The sequence below is a fragment of the Achromobacter sp. PD1 genome, assembly GCF_048541815.1.
In the GTDB taxonomy this organism is placed as follows: Bacteria; Pseudomonadota; Gammaproteobacteria; order Burkholderiales; family Burkholderiaceae_B; genus Achromobacter; species Achromobacter bronchisepticus_A.
Window position 1 is genome coordinate 4052021 of the sequence record NZ_CP183349.1, and the last position, 22853, is coordinate 4074873.

26 protein-coding genes and 2 pseudogenes are annotated in these 22853 nt (G+C 62.0%); 3 read left to right on the top strand and 25 right to left on the bottom strand.

The features are described 5' to 3' along the window. Positions 1 to 15 precede the first annotated feature (15 nt). The 18 genes from ACM1PE_RS19175 to ACM1PE_RS19260 all read right to left on the bottom strand — a co-directional run bounded on the left by ACM1PE_RS19175 (position 16) and on the right by ACM1PE_RS19260 (position 13282). Entirely contained in the window at positions 16 to 324 is a 309-nt protein-coding gene (locus tag ACM1PE_RS19175) for a hypothetical protein (protein WP_059371904.1), read from the bottom strand. Between the two features lie 52 nt (positions 325 to 376). Then, on the bottom strand, positions 377 to 1297 hold the full coding sequence (locus ACM1PE_RS19180; protein ID WP_280015134.1) for a gp53-like domain-containing protein: 921 nt from the start codon (positions 1295 to 1297) through the stop codon (positions 377 to 379). Next, the gene (locus ACM1PE_RS19185; RefSeq protein ID WP_059371898.1) at positions 1287 to 1961 is read right to left on the bottom strand and encodes a DUF2612 domain-containing protein; all 675 of its coding nucleotides are present in this window, start codon (positions 1959 to 1961) and stop codon (positions 1287 to 1289) included. The genes ACM1PE_RS19180 and ACM1PE_RS19185 overlap by 11 nt, the downstream gene beginning before the upstream one ends. Continuing rightward, the gene (locus tag ACM1PE_RS19190) at positions 1958 to 3169 is read right to left on the bottom strand and encodes a baseplate J/gp47 family protein (protein WP_419340686.1); all 1212 of its coding nucleotides are present in this window, start codon (positions 3167 to 3169) and stop codon (positions 1958 to 1960) included. The genes ACM1PE_RS19185 and ACM1PE_RS19190 overlap by 4 nt, the downstream gene beginning before the upstream one ends. Before the next feature lie 7 nt (positions 3170 to 3176). Next, positions 3177 to 3527, bottom strand: a complete 351-nt coding sequence (locus ACM1PE_RS19195) for a hypothetical protein (protein WP_419340687.1) — start codon at positions 3525 to 3527, stop codon at positions 3177 to 3179. After that, on the bottom strand, positions 3524 to 4255 hold the full coding sequence (locus ACM1PE_RS19200; protein ID WP_059371893.1) for a hypothetical protein: 732 nt from the start codon (positions 4253 to 4255) through the stop codon (positions 3524 to 3526). Before ACM1PE_RS19200 ends, ACM1PE_RS19195 begins: the two co-directional genes overlap by 4 nt. Beyond that, positions 4248 to 5129, bottom strand: coding sequence for a baseplate hub protein (locus tag ACM1PE_RS19205; protein WP_419340688.1), 882 nt, complete (start codon positions 5127 to 5129; stop codon positions 4248 to 4250). The genes ACM1PE_RS19200 and ACM1PE_RS19205 overlap by 8 nt, the downstream gene beginning before the upstream one ends. Then, a complete protein-coding gene (locus ACM1PE_RS19210) occupies positions 5126 to 5425 on the bottom strand; it encodes a phage baseplate plug family protein (protein WP_419340689.1) in 300 nt (99 codons plus the stop codon). Before ACM1PE_RS19210 ends, ACM1PE_RS19205 begins: the two co-directional genes overlap by 4 nt. Continuing rightward, positions 5422 to 6066, bottom strand: coding sequence for a phage baseplate protein (locus tag ACM1PE_RS19215; protein WP_118933195.1), 645 nt, complete (start codon positions 6064 to 6066; stop codon positions 5422 to 5424). The genes ACM1PE_RS19210 and ACM1PE_RS19215 overlap by 4 nt, the downstream gene beginning before the upstream one ends. After that, complete coding sequence (locus ACM1PE_RS19220) at positions 6066 to 7733, bottom strand: phage tail tip lysozyme (protein WP_419340690.1); 1668 nt, start codon at positions 7731 to 7733, stop codon at positions 6066 to 6068. The genes ACM1PE_RS19215 and ACM1PE_RS19220 overlap by 1 nt, the downstream gene beginning before the upstream one ends. 168 nt (positions 7734 to 7901) lie before the next feature. Then, positions 7902 to 8336, bottom strand: a complete 435-nt coding sequence (locus ACM1PE_RS19225) for a hypothetical protein (protein ID WP_118933197.1) — start codon at positions 8334 to 8336, stop codon at positions 7902 to 7904. A 1-nt stretch (position 8337) separates the two neighbouring features. After that, positions 8338 to 8769, bottom strand: coding sequence for a phage tail fiber protein (locus ACM1PE_RS19230; protein ID WP_419340691.1), 432 nt, complete (start codon positions 8767 to 8769; stop codon positions 8338 to 8340). Positions 8770 to 8778: 9 nt separating this feature from the next. Next, positions 8779 to 10257 carry a DUF3383 domain-containing protein gene (locus tag ACM1PE_RS19235; protein ID WP_419340692.1) on the bottom strand — a complete coding sequence of 493 codons (1479 nt, stop codon included), beginning with the start codon at positions 10255 to 10257 and terminating at the stop codon, positions 8779 to 8781. Between the two features lie 4 nt (positions 10258 to 10261). Next, entirely contained in the window at positions 10262 to 10795 is a 534-nt protein-coding gene (locus ACM1PE_RS19240; protein ID WP_419340693.1) for a phage neck terminator protein, read from the bottom strand. 317 nt (positions 10796 to 11112) lie between these two features. Continuing rightward, on the bottom strand, positions 11113 to 11373 hold the full coding sequence (locus ACM1PE_RS19245; RefSeq protein ID WP_306636456.1) for a hypothetical protein: 261 nt from the start codon (positions 11371 to 11373) through the stop codon (positions 11113 to 11115). Beyond that, complete coding sequence (locus tag ACM1PE_RS19250; RefSeq protein WP_118933200.1) at positions 11370 to 11726, bottom strand: hypothetical protein; 357 nt, start codon at positions 11724 to 11726, stop codon at positions 11370 to 11372. Before ACM1PE_RS19250 ends, ACM1PE_RS19245 begins: the two co-directional genes overlap by 4 nt. After that, entirely contained in the window at positions 11719 to 12462 is a 744-nt protein-coding gene (locus ACM1PE_RS19255) for a hypothetical protein (protein WP_419340694.1), read from the bottom strand. The genes ACM1PE_RS19250 and ACM1PE_RS19255 overlap by 8 nt, the downstream gene beginning before the upstream one ends. Next, on the bottom strand, positions 12449 to 13282 hold the full coding sequence (locus tag ACM1PE_RS19260; protein ID WP_419340695.1) for a YdaU family protein: 834 nt from the start codon (positions 13280 to 13282) through the stop codon (positions 12449 to 12451). The genes ACM1PE_RS19255 and ACM1PE_RS19260 overlap by 14 nt, the downstream gene beginning before the upstream one ends. Positions 13283 to 13391: 109 nt before the next feature. On the opposite strand from ACM1PE_RS19260, the gene ACM1PE_RS19265 reads away from it, so the two are divergent. Continuing rightward, positions 13392 to 14483: a S24 family peptidase gene (locus ACM1PE_RS19265; protein ID WP_419340696.1), complete on the top strand. Its 1092-nt coding sequence runs from the start codon at positions 13392 to 13394 to the stop codon at positions 14481 to 14483. A 51-nt stretch (positions 14484 to 14534) separates the two neighbouring features. Here ACM1PE_RS19265 and ACM1PE_RS19270 read toward each other — a convergent pair whose 3' ends face one another. Genes ACM1PE_RS19270 through ACM1PE_RS19280 form a run of 3 tightly spaced genes read right to left on the bottom strand, consistent with a single transcriptional unit; the run spans position 14535 to position 17544 of the window. Beyond that, a complete protein-coding gene (locus ACM1PE_RS19270) occupies positions 14535 to 15152 on the bottom strand; it encodes a LamB/YcsF family protein (protein ID WP_280015220.1) in 618 nt (205 codons plus the stop codon). Beyond that, complete coding sequence (locus tag ACM1PE_RS19275) at positions 15152 to 16543, bottom strand: arylsulfatase (protein ID WP_419340697.1); 1392 nt, start codon at positions 16541 to 16543, stop codon at positions 15152 to 15154. Before ACM1PE_RS19275 ends, ACM1PE_RS19270 begins: the two co-directional genes overlap by 1 nt. A 14-nt stretch (positions 16544 to 16557) precedes the next feature. Next, complete coding sequence (locus ACM1PE_RS19280; RefSeq protein WP_419340698.1) at positions 16558 to 17544, bottom strand: Bug family tripartite tricarboxylate transporter substrate binding protein; 987 nt, start codon at positions 17542 to 17544, stop codon at positions 16558 to 16560. Between the two features lie 170 nt (positions 17545 to 17714). On the opposite strand from ACM1PE_RS19280, the gene ACM1PE_RS19285 reads away from it, so the two are divergent. Then, positions 17715 to 18683, top strand: a complete 969-nt coding sequence (locus tag ACM1PE_RS19285; protein ID WP_419340699.1) for a LysR family transcriptional regulator — start codon at positions 17715 to 17717, stop codon at positions 18681 to 18683. 44 nt (positions 18684 to 18727) lie between these two features. Here the strand turns inward: ACM1PE_RS19285 and ACM1PE_RS19290 are convergent. The 3 genes and pseudogenes from ACM1PE_RS19290 to ACM1PE_RS19300 form a co-directional block, all read right to left on the bottom strand. Then, positions 18728 to 18850 (bottom strand): annotated as a pseudogene (locus tag ACM1PE_RS19290) (type II toxin-antitoxin system Phd/YefM family antitoxin); the annotation flags it as partial. 232 nt (positions 18851 to 19082) lie between these two features. Next, a complete protein-coding gene (locus ACM1PE_RS19295) occupies positions 19083 to 20111 on the bottom strand; it encodes a sensor domain-containing diguanylate cyclase (RefSeq protein ID WP_306636444.1) in 1029 nt (342 codons plus the stop codon). Between the two features lie 258 nt (positions 20112 to 20369). After that, positions 20370 to 20633, bottom strand: a complete 264-nt coding sequence (locus ACM1PE_RS19300; RefSeq protein ID WP_419343875.1) for a hypothetical protein — start codon at positions 20631 to 20633, stop codon at positions 20370 to 20372. Here ACM1PE_RS19300 and ACM1PE_RS19305 point away from each other — a divergent pair. Then, positions 20547 to 21634, top strand: a pseudogene (locus tag ACM1PE_RS19305) (IS3 family transposase). The gene ACM1PE_RS19300 and the pseudogene ACM1PE_RS19305 sit on opposite strands and share 87 nt — an antisense overlap. Positions 21635 to 21706: 72 nt before the next feature. Here the strand turns inward: ACM1PE_RS19305 and ACM1PE_RS19310 are convergent. Further along, positions 21707 to 22363 carry a DUF7424 family protein gene (locus tag ACM1PE_RS19310; RefSeq protein WP_419343851.1) on the bottom strand — a complete coding sequence of 219 codons (657 nt, stop codon included), beginning with the start codon at positions 22361 to 22363 and terminating at the stop codon, positions 21707 to 21709. Between the last annotated feature and the right edge of the window lie 490 nt (positions 22364 to 22853).

Below are 22853 nucleotides of genomic sequence, written 5' to 3' on the forward strand. Positions count from 1 at the left end.
ATGAAACGATGCGCCTCATGCCCCTCTGCCGCGCACTCGGTCGATCACGGCCTGCCACAACGCGCCGATGGGAACGGTCTGCACAACCTCCCATCCTCGGGAGACGATGGCCATGCCGAACATGCCGGTCAGAAAACCGGCCAGGCCTTCTGGAATCTCCAGCAGCAGCGACAGATAGGGAGCCGCGTAGTACGCCACCAACGAGCCGCTGGCAGCCATGCTCAGCCGGGCTGGCCATGATCCTTGCAGATAGCGCATGGAAACCGCTGCGCCCAGAACGCCGGCGAGCTTTGCGGCAAGGGCGTCGAAATCTTGGATGTTCAATTTCGCCCCTCATAGACAAAGAAAAGCCGCCTTGTTCGGGGTTTCAGTCATGCTAGTTTCCTATGGCGATGAAATAGAATTCCGGCGCCTGGCCCGCTTCGTAGCTGGTGCAGCCCAGTACCTGAAGCGTCGAATTGTTGAACGAGGCGACGCTGATGCTGTCCATCACATTCGGACTGTTTTGGATTTGCGGTATCGCCACCCAGGCGGCCGTCGGAAACGTCAGCGGAAACGAAACAGCGGCAGATCCGTAGTGATAGTTTCCGGCCGCAGTGTTCATATTCACAGTGCCGCGCCCCCACTGAAGAATGACACCGCCAAGCCAGGAAGGCAGCGCCAGGTATCCATTGATACCGAGCGACATCGCCACGCCAAACCTGAGCTTTTTCGGCGTCACGATGGTGGCATCGTCGGCGCCGGCGTTCGTCTGCGACTGCGTGGCAACCTTGGCGACGCCGAGCACGCCTTCTGTGGCCTGCATCACCTTTCTCGCAATAGCCTGGAATACCTTCAACGGCGTCATCGCTTTTTTGTCATCCGTGCCGGTCTCCGCCTCCGCCGTGGACGCAATCCCCGCGGGTAGAGCAATCCAATTCGCACCGCCGCCATCCGGATTCGAGGTGTTGTTTTCGGCAAGATTCAACCAGTAACCGCCACCAGATGATTGCTTCAGCATTGCGCCCTGTGGATACCCGCCAATGGCTGTGCTGAACGCGGCGTCGTAGGGATAGGCGCCCCCAGCCTGTTGCCAGCGCGCGGCAGCACTGAGAAAGTTGAGGATGCCATTGAAGTCGGCGCCATAAGGTGGAACGCCTCCCGCGGCCAACGGCGTCATAGTCAACGGCGGAAATCCATCAGTAAACGACGCCGCCCCCGGCGTCACGCCGATCTGCGACGCAACCGGAATAGTGTTCTTCGTCCCGCTTTCCGCAAACGGGACGGCCGATTTGATAGGTGCATTGCTAGCTTGCATTGATAAGCCCCGAAGAAGTGAAAAGTACGCCCGAGCCGAACGGCTGCATCAGCGCTTCGTTGAATCCGAACGTAGTAGAAAGATCGACCTGCAGGATGTTCGCCAGAACCGCGGCCGGTTTGGGTATCGCGCCTGATTGAGTCAGGATGGCGATTTCATGCGGCGCCAGCGCGAACTCGAACACGTAGCGGAATTCCATCCTCCCTGTGTCCGACACATAGCAACGCCCGCGCCCAGCGAACAGGTTCGACAGCAGCCGGTTCAAACTGGGCGAAGTGCAATCCGAGATGTTGGCCAGCGCCTTGACCAGGATGAGCGTGCGATACGCGTCGTCGGCGAGCCGATACGTCTGCGTGGCCTGCTCGCCTGTGTAGAACGGCGCCTGGTTGAAGGGCTGCCAGTTCAGCGCCTCGTCAAATCCCAGATAGGTGACGTCTCCCGGCACCGTCAGCATCCGGCCGACGTCGACGATCCTGCCCCAGATGTCCAGCCCGAAACCCTGCGCGGTCTCGACGTTCCAGACGAAGTCATGGAAAGCGTCGAAATCGGCGTCGGGGTTGATGTAGTCGTCCATGTTGTTGATCAACTGGACGAGCGTGGGGCTGTTGGCGTACTGGCTGATGAGGGTCCGGGCCGCCAGCCCCGGCTTAGGCACGACGCTCATATCAATGTCACCGCAATATCGCTGGCCGTGATCGTGGGCCGGCGGTTGATCGGTACGGCCAGGCTGGCGCCCGACGGCGTGTCGGAGCCCAGCAGCAAGGACAGGATGGAGACCACCGGGCTCAGCACCGAAATGGGTGCGTAGAAGCGGCTGGCATAAATGGTCGATCCAATCCGCGCGCGCTGCCCGCCATCTCCGCCGTTGAAGGCGTCCATGATCGCCTGCTTGATCAAAGCCACAATGTCCGACGGCAGCGCGGGGTTGTCCGCGAGCTGCACCGCGAAACGCACGGGCAGCGCTGCCGGGGTTTCCCAGGTCACGACATACGACGGGTAGGGATAGGCATATCCCTCCTTGTCCTCCACGGTATAGGAGGTATTGCCGTTGTAGTCGGAGCCATTGCTCTTCTTGCGCCAGATGGCATCTGCGATGTCCGCCGCCTCGCCGCCCGTCACCGCGACCCAAATGGAGTGCGGACGCAGGACGACGCCGCCGACCGTCTTCGGTACGGAGAGATCGTTCTCCGTCACGTAGGCGTCGATGACGCCCTCCACGTTCGCCACGTTGGCGTAGATCGCCGGGATCGAGCCGCGGGCGTTCAGCGCCACCGACTGCCGCCGGCGCTCCTCGAACTCGGCCCGGCTTTCCACATGGCTGCCCACCGTTGCGGCATCGGCGTTCGATACCGAGTCCCAACCGGGAATGGCCTGATAGATCTGGTTCAGTGCGCCTGGCGCGCAATCCACCGGCCCATCGACCGAGCAAGCGAATGGCAGGTCGACGCGTCCGCTGGCCGGTATCGTTCCCGCCTGGGTGCACAGATACAGATTGCCATCCACCGCCTGGGCGCGCGCGCCCACGGGTATCGTCACGCCCGCCAGGCCCGTGCAGGTGGCGATGACAGCGGTAGGCGTACCCGGCTTGCGGTCCAGGAAGTAGATCCGCCCGATGGCGTCCTGCATCCGCCCTTGCGCATACGCCGGGTCGACCTGGTTCACGTAGGTCGCGAACTCGTTGTTCTTGTCGCCGATGATGGCGGTGGTGCTGGAGGCCAGCTGGCCCTGGGGCGTTTCCAGCGCGGGATTCAGCCCGCCACCGAAGGCCGCGTCCATGTCGGACAGGACGCCGGCGAGGATGGCGGATTCGTTGGGCAGCACCAGCCCTTCCGGCGTGAACTGCACGCGCGGCACTTTCGAGTTGTTCGGCATGGTTTCCTCAGAAGCTGACGGTTTGCGTCGTTCCGTCTTGCTGGGTGATTGCGACGTAGCCCGCCAGGGCGCGGTCGGTATAGGAGGTCAGCGTGCAGACCGCGTCGGCCACGTCCGGGACTGTCAGCGCGGCTCGCCGGACGTGCTCCCGCACCAACGCCAGCGGCGGTTGATGGCCCAGGAATTCTTCCCAATACGGAACGCCTGGGGTGGTGTTGTAGAACAGCTCCCCCTTGAACAGCTTGATGGCGCTGGCGACGTCTTGCGCCACGGCGTAGGGCTTGGTCGCCAGCGCGATGTTTCCCGCGGCATCGAGCACCAGGTCCCAAGCCGTCCGGTCTAGCAGCAACGTGTTCAATTGGGCGCTCCTGTGTTTGCCGGCCCGCTCTGCACGCCGGAATGCGTGTGGGTGCTGCCCACGTCCTTGCCGTTGTTGCGCAGCGTACCCAGCGTGTGCATGTCGCCCTGCCAGGTAGACGTGCCGCCGAAGGATCCGCCGCCTTGCTGCACCGTCCCGTTCAGCACGATCCGGGGCGAATTCAATGCGCACTGCGCGCTGGCGTTCAGTTCGATATTGGGCGCGGCCACCGTCACCTTGGAGGGCGACACGACGTTGATGCCGTCCGCCGTGAACTGCACGTACTGCACCGGGGTTCCATTCAACAGACCGCCGAAATACAGCCCGTCCGCCATGTCGTGGGAACGCCAGGAACCAGGGTTGTTCTGCGCCTTCGAGGTCTTCACCAGCGAGATATCCCGATTCGCGAAAGCCGCCATCCCGATATCCCCGACCTTCGGGTCCAGGATGACAGCGTCCGCTCCGCCCTGAAGGCGAAAGTAGGGAAGACGATGCAGGACCCCATGCGGCACGGCATTCCCGGCGCCATCGAGCTGGTTGACGAGCGGCTGCACATCGACGAAACCCACCGGAGACAGTCCGCCTGCATTCGTCACCGACACCACCTTGACCAGCGTCGCCGTACTGACTCGATTCAGGGCCTGGCTGATCAGGAACTGCAAGGCCCCGAACTCGCTGTCGCCCTGGCCGGCTTGCGCCAGCCCTGCGTATCCGTATTGCTTAGCCATTGAGATTCCTTTTGCATACGGCCACCGACTGCCAGACGCCACCAGGCACCTCTGCCTCCAGCTTGTGGGACAGACTCACAATGATCCACTCGCCATGCGCGGGTTCGACGGTGCTGATGACCTGCACTCTTTTTCCCAAGCCGAGGTGCGGGTTGTAGAGCGTCGTCAGTTGCAGTCCCTTGCTCGTAAAAGCCGGATATCCGATCAACCCCGTTTCCGGCGCCACGAGAATCGGATCGCCCTTTCTATATCCACCCTCCGGCCAGACTGACAGGACGCCGCGGTCTATCGTGAAATTGACCCGGGCGGCCTTCGCGCAACTGCGCAATTGGTCCATGTCGGTTCCGGAAAAATAGGGGTCGGCCAACACATAGTCCTCCCCGCTTTTTTCGCCCTTGTATCCCATTGATTTGGCGATATCGCACATGATTTCCTGCGCCTTTTTCGCGCCGGGAAACGACCTGGCGGATGCGGGCTTTACCTGCTTGGCCCCAGCCACCTCGGTCTTGACTGTGAATACGCCCCCCGCGGCCGCTTTGCCCTCTGCCCCCATCCCGTAACCACCCCAGGCCTCGACGATGTCTCCTTCGTAGACCACGCAGGGAACACCCGAGTCTCCCGCTGCCTCGATCCGGACAAGATTCTTTCCCCGGCGCTCCGTCATGACGGGTCCTATCGTCGTCAGTTTGTTCATCAGGTCTTGATTCAGTCCGTGGATCTGCAGGGTCATTGGACTGTTTTCGAATACGGTATGGAGAGGAATATCCACCGTCATCCTGTAGCCGCTGAGCGTCACATCCGGCCCCTGCTCATCGCCGAACTCCCCCTTGCCCAGGCTGATGGTCACGTTCAGCCGGCGTTTGATGAAGCTCATGGTTCCAAAGGCTCCAGGTATGCCAGGACGAAACGCGAACCGAGATGCCGATGCTGCGGGTCGACGTGGCCCTGAGTGTCCACAAAAGCCAGATCGCCGACGAAGCCCAGGTAAGCTGACCGCACCAGCCGTACCCGGTCATGGCAAAGCACCGTGGTCACGATGGGCGCATTGTCGAGTTCAAGATCCAGATAGAGTCCGGTCGACTTCTGGTAGACGGCGATCTGGCAGTTCTGCCCGGACAGCACGACGCTGAGCGTTTGCGCCGGCACGGGTCTTAGGGGAATTCTCTTCATTGGATGGGCTCCAGATCCGCCACCTTGTTCTGGTCGCGCCGGGGATAGGCGTCAATCTCGAACGCCTGCACCTGGCCATTGCTCACTTCATACGCGCCGCTGGGGTCCTGCGTGGCCGGCGATAGTTGGACGGCCGTCTGCCGGACTTCCTGCAGCGTCAGATCGACGATCAGGAGGCTGGAGCCGTTCTTGTCTGCGCGGGTGTACGAGTACTTCACCAGGTTGGCCGACGGATAGACGATCTCGGGCGTCACCACTGAGTACAGTTCCGTGCTGCCGACAATGCGCTCCAGCACGGACAACATGATGTTGCGCGACGCCGGATCACCGCCATGCGCCAGCTTGATGGTCGCCTCGAATGGCGCATCGACCTTGTTGAAGGACGAGAATCCGCCCTGCTCCGAGGGATAGCTGGATATCTGGCTGCCCTGATTGAAAGCAATGCTGAGGAACGTCTCGAAGACCAGCATCTGCCGCCCATCGACGCCATACAGCCCCCAGCGAGGAGGACCGAAGATCCTATCGGTCAGCGCCGCAAGTTCGAAGCTTGCCGGTTCGAAGACCGAAGGAAGCGTCGCCGCGCGGAAGACCGCGGGGACGCCCGGACCGCTCGGGACATCGGGAAAAGGAATAAACGGCATCAGAACATCCCCGTATTGCCTTGTTGGACGAGATTCTGGGAGCGTCCCACACGTCCCAAATCGCGGGCGACTCCCTCGCCATCCGTCGCTTGCGTCATAACCGTAATGGGGCCGTGGATATGAGTTTCGGACGTATTGCTGGTGGTTGCCGTGCTGCTCGGGATGGCGGCAGCGCTGGCTTGGGCTGCCGCGACCGTCGTAGCCGCAGCCGCGGCGCCTCGTTCCTGATCTTCGAGGAAAAGCGTCCCATAGATTGCCGCGGCAGCGGCGGCAAGCTTGCGCTCTTCGCTTGAGCTATCCCCTTCGGACTTGTTCAATCCAAAGTGGCGGTACACGGCCACGCTGGCCTGGGCCGGGGTGGTGGCGGCGGCCAGATGTACTCCCGCCCTACGCCTGGTGCTCTCCAGCTCGCTGGCGACGAAATCCAGCTGTTGTTCAACCGTGGACTCGCGCAGGTCCATGCCATATATGCGCTTGAACTCGGCCTGGCGTCGCGGATTCCATAGTCCGATGCCGGCGGAAGCGCCATCAGCGCCCACGGCCCTGGGGTCCAGGTTGCTTTGGGCCTGCAGGTTGGCCACCAGCCCCACGGCCGCCTCCCGGGTGTAGCCCTTCTTGGACTCGAAGTACCTGACCGCATCGAGAACCTCTTTACTCCTTAGCGCGGGATTGTCCCTTGCTGCCAGGAATTCGGCCTCGCCTACGTTCGTGTCCCTGCTATTGAACAACAATGCGATGCCTGCCGCGACAGGTCCTGCCGCTCTCAACGCCGCAGGACCCAAGCCTCTCAATGCACCCAGTCCACGCGCCGCACCGGCGCCACCAAGTGTTCCGAGAGCCGTAGCCACGGCCCCCAAGGCAGATGCCAGGCTCAGCAGCGAATTCGCCCAGGACAGAATCTTGAGCGTCCCCAACGCCAGCAGGACGTTTTGCCATCCTCCCACCGCCTGCGCCGCCGAATCGACTGCATCGACGAACTTCACGATAACCTGCGCCGCTGCGTCGACCCACTCGACGATCTCGTCGCGGTTCTCAAGCAGATAATCGCCCCAACCCTGGGCTAGCGAGATAAGCCGCTCGAACGCCGGCATGAGCGCCAGCAGCACCTTGACGCTCACCGATTCAAAGGTATCGCGCAGGTCCAGGTAGCGGTCACGCAGCTGCGCGGCCGCTTGCGCATCGTTGCCGGAGATGGCTGCACGTTTCTCCTGGACCTGAAGCATCCGTTCGAGCTCGTCGGGCCCGCGCTTGAACAGATTGAACAGGCCCTCGCTGATGCCCATGTCCTGGGCGGCCAGCGCGGCCTGAGCCCTGTCCTTCTGGTAAAGATCGGCAATGATCCTCGACCTGGCCAGCAGGTAGGTGTTCCCATCCTTGAGGTCGCCGACATTGCCGCCGTTGCGGAAGAACGCGGGTAGCGAGTCCGTGGCGGATCCGCGGTTGAATCTGGCTACCTCGCCCGAGGATTCCCTCAATTGGGCGGAAATGGCTTCCGCGGTTCCGCCAGCCCGCTCGGCCGCCATCTGCCAGGCAGACAGCCGCTCCGTGCTCATGCCCAGGTTCTCGGCCATTTGCCCCAGGCCGGCCGCGCCGGTGATGGTATCCGCCGCGAAACGCTTCGGATCGAAACCCGCAGTCACGAGCAAGGCATCGGTGATGGTGGCCATGCAATTACCTCGGTTCAGCTAGGACGCGCCTGTTGTGTGCGTCCACCGCAATCACCTCAAGCAGGTTGTACAGGTCTTCGGCGCCGTAGGCCGTCTGCAGGTCGTGCAGCAGGCCCGGGTGCCGGGAAATCACCAAGCCAATACTCCGGGGAATATTGGCGTAGCGAATCAGGCGCGTGCCGCCGTTGTGGACTTGGAGCCCGAAGTCGATGGGACGGCGGCCGTAAAAAAATCCAGGTGCAAGCCCAGGACTTTCTTGCGCAGCGCGAACAGGGTCGCCACCTCCTCGACATCGCCAGACATGAGCTCGCGCGTCACACTTGGGCTGGGCTGGATCTGCACGCAATCCATCATCTTGTCCAGCAAGGGCTTGGCGCTGTCGAAAGGCAGCTTGGCGAGAGCCTTCATGCCCATGGCGGCCACGCCGGCCAGTCCTGCCTCGGCGATGTTGTCCGGAATTTCCACCCCGGCGTTCATCAACGAAAACAGCGCCCGGCCGGCCCATTCCTCGGCGTCGTAGGCAGAAAGCTCCGTCAGGATGAACACCTTGCCCTTGTCGCGCCCTTCCGCGCCGATGGTCAGGGTTATCTGCTTTCTGGCCATGTCACACCAGCGCCGGAGAGACGTTCTGCCAGGTGATCTGGAACGCCATGGGTTGGAGCATCGCCTTGGCATCCGGCGCCGGCGGAATCTGCGTCAGCACGCCGCGGGTCAGCGTGTACTTGCGGTCGATCGACGGGATGTTGAGGGTGCCGTTTGCATAGAACACTTCCCGGGCCGTTTCGCTGGCCGCCATCCAGATCTCGAAGATGCGCATGGACGGGGAGTCTGGCTGGATCGTGATGGTCTGCACGCAGGGGACCGGCACGTAGCCGGCCGACATACGGCCGTCCACGCCCATGGTTACCTGCGCAGGCTTGGCAGCGTCGAAGGTGAAGGCGCTGTCGGAAGCGTAGCCCTCGATTTTCTGCGGCACCGGAAAAACGCCGCCCACCGTAAGCATCAGAACCGAGTTGGCACTGGTCAAAGTCGCCATGTTGAATCCTTAAAGAATGGCCAGCGAGGCCAGGGTGATCTGCTGGACGGAACCGCCGTCCAGGTACCAGAACGTCATGGGCGGGGTGCCGCGAGCCTCTCGCACCTGCGGCGTCGCGTCCTTGATCTGCAGATACCAGCCGCGGGTCTGGAGCGTGTCGGAGATATCCACGCCGGCCTGGCTGTTGATCTGCGCCTTCTGCTGGCTCGACAGCGTCACGCCGGCGCGGATGGCGCCGAAGTTGACCGCGGCGTTGATCGGGTCCAGGCAGGCAGCGTCGATCAGCGTGTAGCCGTCGATGTTGTAGGGAATGGCGTTCACCTGGGTCAGCAAGCTCATCAGCGCCTGCTGGAACGCCGCGTTCAGCCAGATCTGGTTGACGTAGGTGTCGACCCATTTCCAGTTGCCGCTGATCTGGCCCGGATACAGGAAGCGGAAGCGGTCGTTGCTGGTGGCGTAGTCGCCATAGAAGTTGTAGCCGTTGTCGATCAGCGTCTGAGCGGTCGTGGCGTCGGTCACCGAGAACTCCAGGCCCGACTGGCCTTTGAACGCCAGCGTGGCGCGGCCGTTGGTGCGTTCGAAGTCCAGCGACGCCACCGCGCCCAGGACAAAGCCTGCATGCAGGATGTCCTTGTAGACAGGCACGGAACCCGAGTACTCGTTGGCGCTTACGACAGCAGCCCAGTTGGACGTATTGCCCTGCTGCGTGGCGGTGACATCGGTGTCCCAGCCGACGTAGGCATAGCGGTCGCCCTGGGCATTGGTCCACGCCGAAAACGCCACCTTGCCGGCCGTATCGGGCTCGAAGGTCGTCATGAACGCCGCCCAGTTCTGGGTCAGGTCGGTAATCCGGCCCATGTCCACCGCCGGGACGCCGGCCGCAGCCCCATGCGACACCAGGGCGCCTGCGGCCTGCGTCAGCTTCAAGCCCGATGCGAGGGTGCCGCTGCCATAGGAGACCGTGCTGGCGGCGCCGTCGGTCGCCGAGGTGATCACGAAAGCGGCGCGCTGCGCGTCATAAGCGCAGGTCGCGCCCATGGCGGTGAACGCCGCTTCGATGATCGAGGCGGCGTTCGAAAAGCCCGTTGCCGTCGACAGGTCGATGCTGGAGGAAGTCTTGGCCACGCCATCCACGCTGACCGTCAGGATGCCGGACAGCGCCTGCAGCTGGGCCAGCGTCACGGCGGCCATCGAGCCGCCACGCAAATAGGCGGAAACCGCTGCCGCCGGATATTGGGCATACAGCAGATTGCCCGGCTTGCGGGTCGAGTTGTCGAAGCCGTTGAAGTAGACGTCGGCCAGGGCGGCTTCGGTCGAGGAGGGACCGAAGAAGCGCTGGACGTCGCGCGCAGTCGCGAAGCTCTGGACGGTGCCGATGGGGACGGCAGTATCGTGGGTCAGGATCAGGCCGTTCAAATCGAGCGCCGATCCGCCGGCGGCGATCACGCCAGGCACGACCTGGACGATTTCACTGGCGGGAATGGACATAGGATTAAGCTCCCGTAGGGTAGGTGGTGTCGGCCTCGATGAGGCCCACGTGAAGGTGGTCCGCAAACTGCTGCGGCACGCTGATGGAAGGGTTGAACTGCAGGACGGCGTCGAACGACCACCGCTCGAAGGTCTGGCTTTCTCCGCTCTCGAAGGGCAATTGCTTGAGCTCGCCCGCGTATAGCGGTTGAGTTCTTCCCAGCTTTCCCAGGAACTCGCACCCGTACTGGCTGCGCAAGGCAATCGACAACGTGAGCGCCAGGTCCAGGGCCCGCGCCCCGTAGCCATCCACCCGGGCAGACCAGTGCGTGGCCTGGGTCATGATTCGTTTCCCCGCCGCAGTCGACGGATCGGCATAGGTCATGACCGGCACGGAAAGGCCCTGCGCCGCCAGCGGAGTAATGACGACGCACTCGCGCGGTGGCGCGGGAACCCAGCCAGGCAAACCGCGGACAACGTCGCAGTCGACCAAGGTCTTGAAGAATGCGGCGAGGTCCTCTACCAGCTGGTTTTCAGTGATGCTGATCTGAACGCTCATGGAGTTGGATTCCTGCTGAAGAAGACAGGCGCCGAAACATCGCGCCCAAATGCAAAAGCCCCGGCACGTGGCCGGGGCTGTATTTCGGGGTTGCATTTGTCAGGGGCGCAATGCCCCGGACCAATTGTGATCGATTGCGTGACCGATGGGGCGAGGTCTTGTGACGGAATCGTCACACGCTGTGCAAAGAAGTTCGCCCCCTGCCCCGCCCATAAAAACCGAAGCCATGCGCCGAAAACAAAAAGCCCCGGCACGTGGCCAGGGCTGCATTTGCTTGGGGCGCAATGCCCCGGACAAATTGTGACCGATTGCGTGACCTATGGGGCGGGGTCTTGTGACGGAACCGTCACACGCCATGCATAGGTACGTCCGTGCCCGCCTTGCTGGGGCTCTTGAATCAGCACGCTGCCGGTATCCTGCAGCGCATCCATGGCGCGCTGGATGCCTCTTTGCAGGCGTGTCTTTTCAGGAACAGAAAGACACCGGCCGCGTGACACATGACGGACCAGCTCCATCAAACGGAATGAGCGGCCGGGATAGCAGGCCATCAGATCCATCACCTCGTGCGCGTACTTCACGCCAGCCTCCTTTCCACCAGGCCGCGAAAAAGGCCCAGGTACAACTTGTATTCGGTTTCGGTCAGGGCCACGCCGGTCGTGTCGGCAATCCAGACCAGCGCCTTCGCGCGGCGCGCCCTGCCGTCCAGCTGGCCGAACATCACGTTCTTCTGCGGATATTCGGCAATGATGATCATGCGCTCATGCCAAGGCAGCGCGGCGTGCATCGCCTCGACCTCCATGGCGTGGTGATGGTTGATGGGCCGGTAGTCCTCCTCTTCGGAGAGATACACCTCCATGTTTCCCACCGTAGCGCCGGACCAGGTCCATCGGGCCCAGTTCCAGATCAGATCGTCACCCGTCAATTTACTCATCAGCCACCTCGCATTGTTTACCTGTCTTGCCGTTGGAACCGTTCTTCAGACGGCCCTCCGTATCCTGGCTTTCGCCCTTGGCGCGCTTGAGCATGTCGGCGATGCCCTTGCTCGGGTGGTCGCCGCGCGCGATGCGCGCCTCCCACTTTTCGATCCAGCTCCGGGGCGGACATCCACGGTCCCTCAGAACCTTCTGCGCGCCCATTTTCTTGAGCGCCGCCTCGGCCTCGGCGCGCGTGGCCAGCGTCTGGCCGGGCGCCGGCAGCGCTGGGCGAGGCAGCGGGATATCCGCCCACACGCCCTTCGCCAGTTCCTCGTTCAGCGTCTTCTCCCAGCGCGCCTTGATGGCCCCGTAGGTGCAGCCCAGCAGATCCACCGTGCTCACGCCCACCGCAGCCCAGTACACCGCCGGATGCGACCAGGCGCCGCGCTCGCCGCGCCTGCGCGCGGACAGGCCGCGCACGGCCTCGTGATACGCCACTTCAGGGACCATCCACGGGCAACATAATTTGATGAACTGCGGCAGCGTCGGCGGCCATTCCTGAGTCAGGCAGGCGACCAGGCCGCGGCGCACGTGCACCTCGTCCAGGCCCGCCAGCTTCTGGTTCCATGAATCCTTCAACTCGCGGGCGGTCAGGCCCTGCCATTGCTGCGCGAACTTGGCGCCGTACATCAGCAGCATTTCGTTCACCACCAACGCACCCATGGTGGCGGAAGGGATGTCAGCGGGTTGCATCGATCGTCCCCATGAACCGCTCGCGCGGCCTGCCATCGTCGGCCAGTACTTCTCGCAGCTCCTCGGTCCAGTCGGCCAGGCGTTGCGCCCTGCCTGCCGGTTGTTGGCCGGCTGTAGCGGATGTCCGCGGCGGGAAGAGGCCCTGATACCCGCCCGCGATGCTGTTTGCGATCACGGCGCCTGGCCGGTGCCCTGCGGCCAGATAGGCGGCAAGCTGTTGCAGCTGGCGCCTGGCGCCCTCCTGCGTCACCGGCTTTTTACGGGCCTTGCGGTCGGCGATCCAGCTGACCCAGTCCTCGCGGTCCAACCAATCCGGCAGTTCGATCACGGAAGCATCGAATCCGCTTCCCCGCTTGCGGGAGGCCTGTTCTGTTGGTTCCTGGTTCTTGGTTCCTGGTTCTTGGTTAGCTTCCGATCCGCCTTCTGCCGGGCCATGGCCGGGTTGCTCGTCGAAACCCATGGGAAACCCGCTGGGTTGTTCCGGATTGCGCCCGCCCTGCCTGGGCCGGCCGCCTCGCCTGCCGTTGGCCTTGGCGGTCTCGGCCTTGACGTGATACGCGGCAATCTCCACGTCCGCCCGCTTGTTGTGCCAATGGCCATCGCGCAGGACGAAGAACTCGGCCAGCACCTGCGCGGCCGCCTCTCTTTCTTCTTCGCTACGGGCGCCCACCCACCGGAATACCTGCTGCAGGTTGTCCACGATGGGCTGCTCTTCGGCGTAGTACCGACGCAGCAGGCGGCTGTAGATGGCATCCTCGAGCAGGCTCAGATGCGCCGTAGCCTGTGCGTAGTCACCGATGTTGTGGCTGTAGTAGTTCATGCGTGTTTTTGCATCCCCGCCAGTCTTACCTCGCTATCATTCTTAAATCTTAGAATGCTAAGATTCTAAATGCAAGCCAACTAAGATTGTTTTTGTTTAGCATCCTAAGATGACCTTTCAGAAGCGAATCACACAGGCGTTCAACGAGGAAGCGGCCCGCCGGGCGGACGCGGCCGAGCCACGCCTTACCAAGACAGACCTATGGAAGGCCGCCGGCGCCTCTTCCGGCGCCGCGACGCATTGGTTCAATGGGTCCAACGGCATGGACATGGCGACCTGCATCAAGGTCGCCCCGCTGCTGCGCGTGAACGCGCAATGGCTGTATGACGGCACCGCCCCGAAACTGCCTGCGCGCGATGGATCCCTGGCCGCAGCGGTGCTGGCCCCCCCTCCGTGGCCCTTCCCGGGCATCCCGGAAGAACAGGTGCGGGCATTGCCCCCGGATCAGCTGAACAAATTGCAAGGCGCGCTTGCGCTGGCGATCGCGCAATTGAAGCTGGGGATTGACGTATCCCCTGGGACTGCCGCGCCGCAAATGCCGACGGTCCTGCGCAGCGATACGCTGGTGGACAGCTATTTGTCCCGCGACGAGTTCCCCATGCGCGTCGATTGCCCGCCCGCGGCCCCCTGGGAAGGCGGCAAGACCACGCGCCAGACAGAGCGCGAAGGCCGGGTCCGGATCAGCACCCAGACAGGCGTGGTCGCCAACGTAGGCGTGGGCGAACCGCCCGCGGCCAACGACAGGTTCGAGAAGGTCCCGGAACTGGCCGACGTGCGGCTGGCGGCGGGCGACCCCATCGAGAACCACGCCGAAGAGCAGACCGGCATGATCCAGTTCCGCAAGTCATTCCTCAGATCGGTAGGCGCGGACAACGGCCGGGGCCGAGTCGTCTACGCGAAGGGCGACAGCATGGAACCCGTCATCCGTGACGGCGCTGCCTTGCTGGTGGTCCCCAACGAAAGCCTGACGCTGCAAGACATCGCCGCCGGCGGCGTCTATGCCATCAACTACGACGGCAAAATGATCGTCAAGACGGTGGCCAGGGAACGGCTTACCGGACAATGGGTGGCGCGCTCGTTCAATTCCTTGCACGATGACATACCGCTGGAGAACGGGGCATCGGTGCGGGTGTTGGGGCGGGTTGTGTGGGCCGGTGCAAGGTTGCGGGATGATGAGGCGGGGCGGTGGCGGGTTGAGTGATGGCCCCTCGGAGCCTCGCTCAGCACATCGCGATGTAGCCCGCCCAAACCATCACGCCGGGGTGAGGGCAAGCGGCGCGCAATACCGCACGCGGTAGCGGTCGACGCGAGACGCTATTGCAACGCCCTCGCAGCGGTACGAAGGGGCGACGACCTCGTCATGCCAGGCTTCGCGAACCGCACGCACGCCGCAGTGATGCGCAACCGCAATGCCGCGACTTCCCGCGGCGACTGCGAGGGAAAGCGCGGCGTCGAAATGCTGCACCGAGCGCGCCACCACCTGCGTCGTGCGCTCGTCGTCGGCCACATCCAGCGCGAGCGCGCCATGACAGCCTACCGTGGACAGCTTCAGGCCCTGGCGCGCAGCTATGGTGGCGAAGGCAGTCAGCCGGAACAGCAACGCTTCCCGCAGCAGCACATCCGCCGGCGCCGCGCCTGACCGGCGCGGATCCAAGCCGTCCGGATAATCCAGGCTAATGCCCAGCATGGCCTGCACGCCACGCATCGCTCGCATGCAGGCTTCGAGGACCGCGGGGTCGGTGTCGACGAGATAGATGACATCGAAACTCGGAAATACCTTCGCCAACCCGGCGGTCGCGTCACCGGCCGTATCGCCGGCAGCGAGAATGGCCGGGTCGATATGGCAGGCGGCTTGCGCCTCGCGTGTCATCAAGATGCACCGCCGGCATTTTCCTGATTCGCGGACGTCATGCCATACGAAGGCACGTAGTCATCCGGCGCGCCCGGCGGTATGGGCGCGTGCGTCTTGAGCGAGTCCTGGAAGGCATTGATCATGCGGCGGATGGGTCCGCGCACCCAGCCTTGCGTGCTGTTGACGTCGGTCTCTTCCTTCGGATCCTGCACCAGGTTGAACACGTAGGGCGTCTCCAGGTGATTGGGGCCGGCGTTGGGTTCGACCTCCCAAACAAAGTGCATCTTCCAGTCGCGCCATTTGGCGGCGCGCAGCTCGGTCTTGATGTAGTAGACGAAGCCCTCGCGCGCCGATTTTTCCTGCTTGCCCAGCAGAAAGCCGGATTGGTCAACGCCGTCGATGGGTCGGTCCGAGGGGACTTCCAGGCCGGCGATGCGGGCCAGGGTGGGAAACAGGTCCACGACGTGCACAATCTCATTGGTCTGGCGGCCGGCCGGCACCTGGCCGGGCCAGCGCACGATCAGTGGCACGCGCAGCGAGCCCTCCATCGAGGTATGGTACGTGCCTGTCCACATGCCGGCGCTTCCGCGCCAAGGGCGCCGGTACTCCGGGCCGTTGTCGCTAGCGAAGATGAACACGGTGTCATCCTCTATGCCGCCATCCCGCACGGCGTCGAGAATCTGCCCGACGCGGGCGTCCATCTCCACCAGCGAATCGGCGAAATCGCCCTTCCCGGTACGGCCTTCGAAGCCGCGGTGAGGAATGGTCGGGAAGTGCAGCTGAGTCAGCGGCACGTAAAGGAAGAAGGGGGTATTGCCGGCGTGGCGGCCGATGAACTCGCAGCTGCGTCGGGTCAGTTCCTCGTCGATGCGGCGGCGCATTTCCAAGTCGTATAGTTCGCGCTTTTCGGCGCGCTGGCCCTTGCGCCCTTCCATGACGTACGGCACTTCGACCTCTTCAGGATCAAAGCCCACGGCGTCTAGAAACATGCTTTCGTTGGTCGTGCGGGGAATGCCGTACCACTCGTCGAAGCCCTTGTCCTTGGGATAGCGTCCCTCCTTGTCGCCAAGATGCCACTTGCCATACATGGCAGTGGCGTATCCTTGCGCCGAGAAGGCCTCCGCCAGCGTGCGTTCCCAGGGAATGAGGCCTTGGGGAAGCCCCGCGGGCACCGACTGCATGGCGCCCGTGCGCACCGGATGGCGACCGGTCATCAAAGCCGAGCGCGTGGGCACGCAGTCGCTTTCAACGTTGAAGTTGAGCAGTTGGGTGCCTTGCGCGGCCAAGGCGTCTATGCGCGGCGTCGGCGCGCCGCGGATGGCGCCGCCGCCGTAGCAGCCCAACTCTCCCCAGCCGAGATTGTCGGCCAGAATCAGGACCACATTGGGCTGTTGTTTCGCTTGCGGCATGTACTGTCTCCGGATCAGTCGAGCTTGATATGCAGTTGGGTGACCAGACTTCCATAGTCGGCCACTTCTTTGTGGATGAAGCCATCGAACGTGGCGCCGTCCATGGGGTTGGGAGTGACGCCAATCTCCATCAGCTTGGCCTGGATGGCCGGCTGGCGAACGATGTCGCCGACTGCGTCAGAGAGGCGCTTCACGATGGCGGGCGGCGTGCCGCGCGGCGTCACTACGCCCACCCACTGGGAACGGGTGATATCGGAGTAGCCAAGCTCCTTGAGCGTCGGCACCTCGGGCGTGGCGGGATTGCGCTCTGCGGTGGTGATCGCGACGATGCGCACGGCGTGGTTGCGCGCCTGCGCCAGCAGCGGCGCGAATCCCAGCACGGCGGCGGGCGTGTTGCCCGCCACCAGGTCAGTGACGGCCTGGCCGCCCCCCTTGTAGGGCACGTGGATCATCTGCACGCCGGCCAGGTGCGCCAGCCATTCGCCGATGATGTGCTGCGAGGTACCCAGGCCAGATGTACCGAAGGCGACGGTGTCGGGCTTGTCCTTGGCGGCCGAGATCAACTGCGCCAGGCTGCGGTATTCGGACCGGGCGGAGACGGCCACGGCCATGGGCTGTACACCGACCAGGGCCACGCCCATCATGTCGCGGTCCAGCCGCCAACCCATCTTGCGCGTGGCGCTGAGGACGGCCGCCGTGTCGGAAGCAATCGCCAGGGTGTAGCCATTGGCCGGCGAGCGCGCCGCGGCTTGCATGCCGATGGCGCCGGACGCGCCGGGCTGGTTTTCCACCACCACGCTTTGACCCAGGGCCTTGCCGAGTTCGACGCCGATCAGCCGGGCGACGGTGTCGTTGGTGCCACCGGCGGCCTGAGGCACGATGACCTTGATGGCCTGGTCCTCGGGCCACGCCGCGTGGACGGCGCCGGCGCCAACCAATCCCGTGCCGAGCAGGATGGCGGCGAGCAGAGTGCGCCTGGCGGCGCGCGAGCGTGAATTCATGACGTTCCCCGTGTGTTGGTCGGTTTCTTGAACCTGTGGGGAAAAGTGTAGTGAGCTGCGTTAAAAGTTAAAATTCAATAATTCCTCTTATGTGATAGGTATTGGTTTTCACATGGGACGGCTTGGGGCCCTTGCTTCGGCCTCCTCCACGCTTCCATGGCGCACTCCTGATGACCCAACGCTCGCGCGCAGCCCTCTCGCACTTGAAATTCCGCCACCTCGCCCTGATCGAGTATCTGCTGCAGGACGGTACCCTGCGCAAGGCGGCGCGGCGCCTGAGCATCAGCCAGCCGGCTGCCACCGCCATGCTTACCGACGTCGAGACCTTGTTGGGAGTGAAGTTGTTCACGCGTGACCGCCAGGGCGTGGCGCCGACGCCGCAGACCCTGGCGCTGGCCCCGCGTTTGCGCGTCCTGCTGAACGACTTTGACGAGCTGGGCGCGATGCTGGACCGGCTCGACACCGGCGAGAACGAGGTGCTGCGGGTGGGAGTCGTGCCGCAGGCGTTCACGGTGCTTCTGCCCCCTGCCGTCGAGCGCTTCCGCCAGGCGGGCGGCTGCTATCTGCGTACCAGCGAGGGCAGCGCGCAGGACCTGCTGGAGCGCCTGCTCGCGGGGGATCTGGACTGCGTGTTGGGCCGTCTGCCGCCGGACATGGCCGCACAGGGGCGCGACGCGGCGTCGCTATCCTTCATCAACCTCTACGAGGACGACGTGTGCGTAGTCTGCGGGCCGGATCATCCGGCGACCCGCTTGAAGAAACCCGGGTATGCCAGCCTGGCGCAGTGCGACTGGGTATTGCAGCGCCCCAGTTCAAGCGTTCGGCGCGCGCTTACCGAGGCGTTCCTGCGCCAGGGCCTGGTATTGCCGCATCCCGTGGTGGAGACGCCCACCTATATCCAGGCCCTGGACATCGTGGCATCGGCGAAGCTGCTGACGGCCGCGCCCAGGCGAACCGCTATGGCGTATGCGGACACGGGTCGCGCGCGGGTGCTGGATCTGGCGCTGCGCGTTGCGCCGATGCAGGTCTGCCTAATCGTGCGCAAGAGCGCGGAACAGCACCCCCAGATCGTGCGCTTCCGCGCGGCTTTCGAAGAGGCGGCCACGCGAACGACAAGGGAGGAGGTGGATCGGACATGAACAGGACTTTTGCCATGACGGCAATCGCACCGGCCGATATCAGGTACCCGCAGCGCGGGCTTACCGTGGTCGGTCACGACGATAGGCTCGCACCTGGCTTCGACCTGCCGAAACAGTTCAAGCCCCCGCGCTTTGAACTCGGATTTCGACACTTGCTGGGGGTGCATAACGCCCTGCTGCGCCTGCACCAGGTGCCTTGAAAATAAAGGTGTCAGACTACAACTCGCTCGCTAAATTGTAGTCAGACACCGTTTTTCTCTAATTTAGATCGGTACTAAAAAACTGGGTTAGGGTCACGTTCTGACCAAGGCGGACGGACTGGACACAGAGTGCGATATGGGTAACAGAGCATGCAATTGCAGCAAGAAGCACTACCTCGTCGCATGCTCTCGACGCATGCTAGCCATTGATTGCGGAGGCCAGCTGAACACGATTCCGCCCATTGGCCTTCGCCTCATACAAGGCTACATCTGCACTTTTGTAAGCTCGATCCATCCCGGCATCTGGGGCCAGTACTAACACAGCGCCAATGCTAGCCGTGACAGATACCTGCCCACTGAGATGGTTGACAACAGATTTGCCTAAGGCAATACGAAATCGTTCAAGCGCACTTCGCATTCCCGCCTCGTCAACATCCTGCATCAAAATACAAAATTCCTCGCCCCCGAACCTGGCGACAAAGTCGTCTCCACGGAAAAAGTCTTTCATCATTTTTCCGACGAATGCCAGAACGACATCTCCCGCATCATGGCCGTGTGAATCGTTGATCTGCTTAAAATGATCGATATCGACCACGGCGAATCCAAATCCGAATCCGGGCCCAACAGCACGACGGCGCCCTTTTGCCCGGCTGGCTTGGAAGTGCTCAGTGAATGCCCTCCGATTCATGATCTGCGTGAGAGGGTCGGTTTGGGAAAGATAGGTCAGCTCTTCCACTTGCAGATGCACTCGGACTAACGCCGCAATCCAAATCGCCAAGGCTTCGAGCTTGCGACGATCGGCATGAGTAAACGCATTCCGACCTATACGGCCGACGTTGATCGTTCCATAGCAGTGCGGACCACAACGCAATGGAGCGTCAAGACAAGAGCCTAGACCCTTAGACGCAAGGATTAGACAATCCAAATCGGCTGACGCAGCAAGGTCATCGCAAATTTCCGCTTGTGCTCGACTGAAGACGCGGCCGACCATAGTTCCGCCAATCGGAACAGTCATATCTAAGTCGATAGCTCGATTGCCATCGAGCGCCACCACGCGAAGTTGAGAATTGTCTTTCGGCAAAGTGATAGATGCACGATCCGCCTCGAACATCTCTTTGAACCACTTTGCCACGACAACAAGGATCTCTTGAAGAGATTCTGTTTTGCCTAGATCATCAATAAACTCGACTGGCAATTGAAGTGACAAGTGCTTTTTCTTAGGTGCCATCAAATTTCCCGCCACTTCATGTTCCCAGTCGCTTCCATTTCTTGGAACTCCGAAGTTCAATGCGCGGGGGAAGACTCGCCTCATTGGTCACCCCCCTTTTTTCCGAGTCAAGATTACCCTTGCACGATCTATGCACAAAGAAAAATCTACTCAGTGTGGCGAAACTAACGCAATGCTTCCCTCCTCATGTAACACATCGTGTGTCCGCTAGCATGCCGACTCTTCCCTGTGCGTGTCTCAAGCCCACTACATCTAAAGCTATCTTGACCATGCATCAACCGTCGCGCGATGCCTGGCGGCACACTCGGCATATTGCAGGGTCAGAGCCGTATAGCTGCGCGCAAGCTCGTCCCAGCTATCGCTCGTCACCTGGTAATCCCCCCGCAAAAGCGATGAGGTCAGTAGCAGAATTTTCTCGTTGAGGAGTTCTACCGCATGAAGAAGTCGGGATTTACGGATAGCCGGATCATTGAAGCCATCAAGCGCGTGGAGGCTGGTCTTGCCGTTCCTGAGCTGTGCCAAGAGCAGGGCATCAGCTCGGCTACGGTCTACAAGTGGCGTTCCAAGCATGGCGGCATGGATGTATCGCTGATGGCGCGCATGACGGAGCTGGAGGCCGAGAACGCCCGGCTGTGCAAGATGTACGTCGAGGAGAAGCTCAAGACCGAGATCGTGACGGAGGCGCTAGAAAAAAAGTGCCGAGGCCCTCTCGCCGCCGCGAGATGGCCCTACGCGCCGTGCAGAATCGCGGCGCATCTATCCGGATGGCCTGCGAGGCGTTCAGGGTCAGCCAGACTTGTTATCGGTACGTCGCCAAGGCGGACGCTGAGAACGAAGAGATCTCCAACTGGCTGCTGCGTCTGACCGACAACCACCGCAACTGGGGCTTCGGTCTGTGCTTCCTGTATCTGCGCAATGTTCGAGGCTTTGGCTGGAACCATAAGCGTGTGTACCGGATCTATCGCGAACTCGAACTGAACCTGCGGATCAAGCCGCGCAAACGGCTGATTCGGCAAACGCCTGAGCCACTGACCGTGCCGACCAACGTGAACCAGGTATGGTCGATGGACTTCATGCATGACCAGATTGCCGATGGGCGCAGCATCCGGGTGTTCAACGTGATCGACGATTTCAATCGCGAGGCACTGGGCATTGAGGTTGACTTCTCGCTGCCGTCCGAGCGCGTGATCCGCACGCTAAAGCAGATCATCGGCTAGAGGGGAAAGCCCTTAGCCATTCGGTGCGATAACGGACCCGAATACTTGAGCGCGGCAATTGTCGAGTGGGCCGGGGCATAGGGCATAAAGCTCGAATATATCCAGCCGGGCAAGCCACAACAGAACGCCTACGTCGAACGGTTCAACAGGACCGTGCGCTACGAATGGCTGTCCCAATATCACTGGGACAATCTGGACCACGTACAGCGCGTCGCCACGCAGTGGATGTGGTCCTACAATCACGAGCGCCCAAATATGGCTCTGGGTGGATTTACCCCAAAACAGCGGTCGGCCATGGCCGCGTAGCGTTCCTACTTCTGGCAATCGCTAAAAATGGGGGGATTACCAACACCGCTTGCGCAAAAACAGAGAGGAGCACTATTCCGACTTGTGCAGCAAAACCAATGCGCCCCCATTGTCAACGGCGGCTTTCGCCGAAACGTCTGATAGCGTCACGACGAACGCCCCTCCCGCCTTGGAGGTCAACGTACTGAACACATGCGGCGCTTGATCAATGAAGACCGCAAGGGCGAAAAACGCGAAGTCTTTACCCGTGTCATTCCTGACCTTGATGGTGAACTTCAAGTCCTGGGCGCCGATCGGAGAATTTTTTTGAGCAGCGACAATCTTGGCCTTGATTTTCTGAGGAACGCCGACCGACAGTAGCCCCTCCTCATTGGATCCCAAGTTGATGTGCGAATCCGACGCGAGCTTTCCGTCCCTGTCTTTGTCGAGAAAAATCGGCAATGAGAATCGTGCGAATGAATTGAACCCCTTCCGGTAACACTCCGCGTACTTGGCATCGGAAAAAATGCCTGGAACGGCTTGCTGCACGTCCAGCAAGACCTCCGAGGGCTGGCGCGAATCCTCAAGACTTTCGCAGGCTGGAACCTCCACCAGTAGATTGCCTGCGAGTTGCTTGGTCGGAGAGGTAAGCAGGTCGGATAGGCTGACCTCAGTCTCAACCGTTGTTTTGCAACCAGCGATCAAAGCCGTGGCAAAGGCTAACAAGGCGGCATTTTTTACTCTCGACATTTTTTCTCCATATGCGATGTCGACGCCCACTTGTGCGTGCAATTGGGGGCAAGCCTTCTCACTTTAACAATCTCCAACGATCTGTATCCGAATCGCTGCAGGTCAGTTGCCCGCCTCGAGCGGGCTTTTTTTGGCAATAGCCGGTCACATGGAGCCGAACCGCTAGGACGCCTCGGCGGCAGACGTTATCGGGTTCAGGATTTCGAGAACTGTTCGTGCCATTGGGACGCTTCTTATGCGCCTTAGTGGACGCGCCTTTGGCGCTCGCTTCGAACAGTTCGGAGACGGCAAGCTTCGCTCAATCGCCTACGGCGACTAAATCGCCCTCGCGCCGTGAAACAGTTCGGCCGTCCGCTGCACGAAACGCAGCGGCATCAACATCGAAAGCAGATGCACTATGCCGTGTCCGGAATTCCTAGGTACAGGCGGGAAAAACGTGGTCGCTAGTGCGCAGTGAGTAGGATGTGAGGAGACCCGACAGGAGATGTGC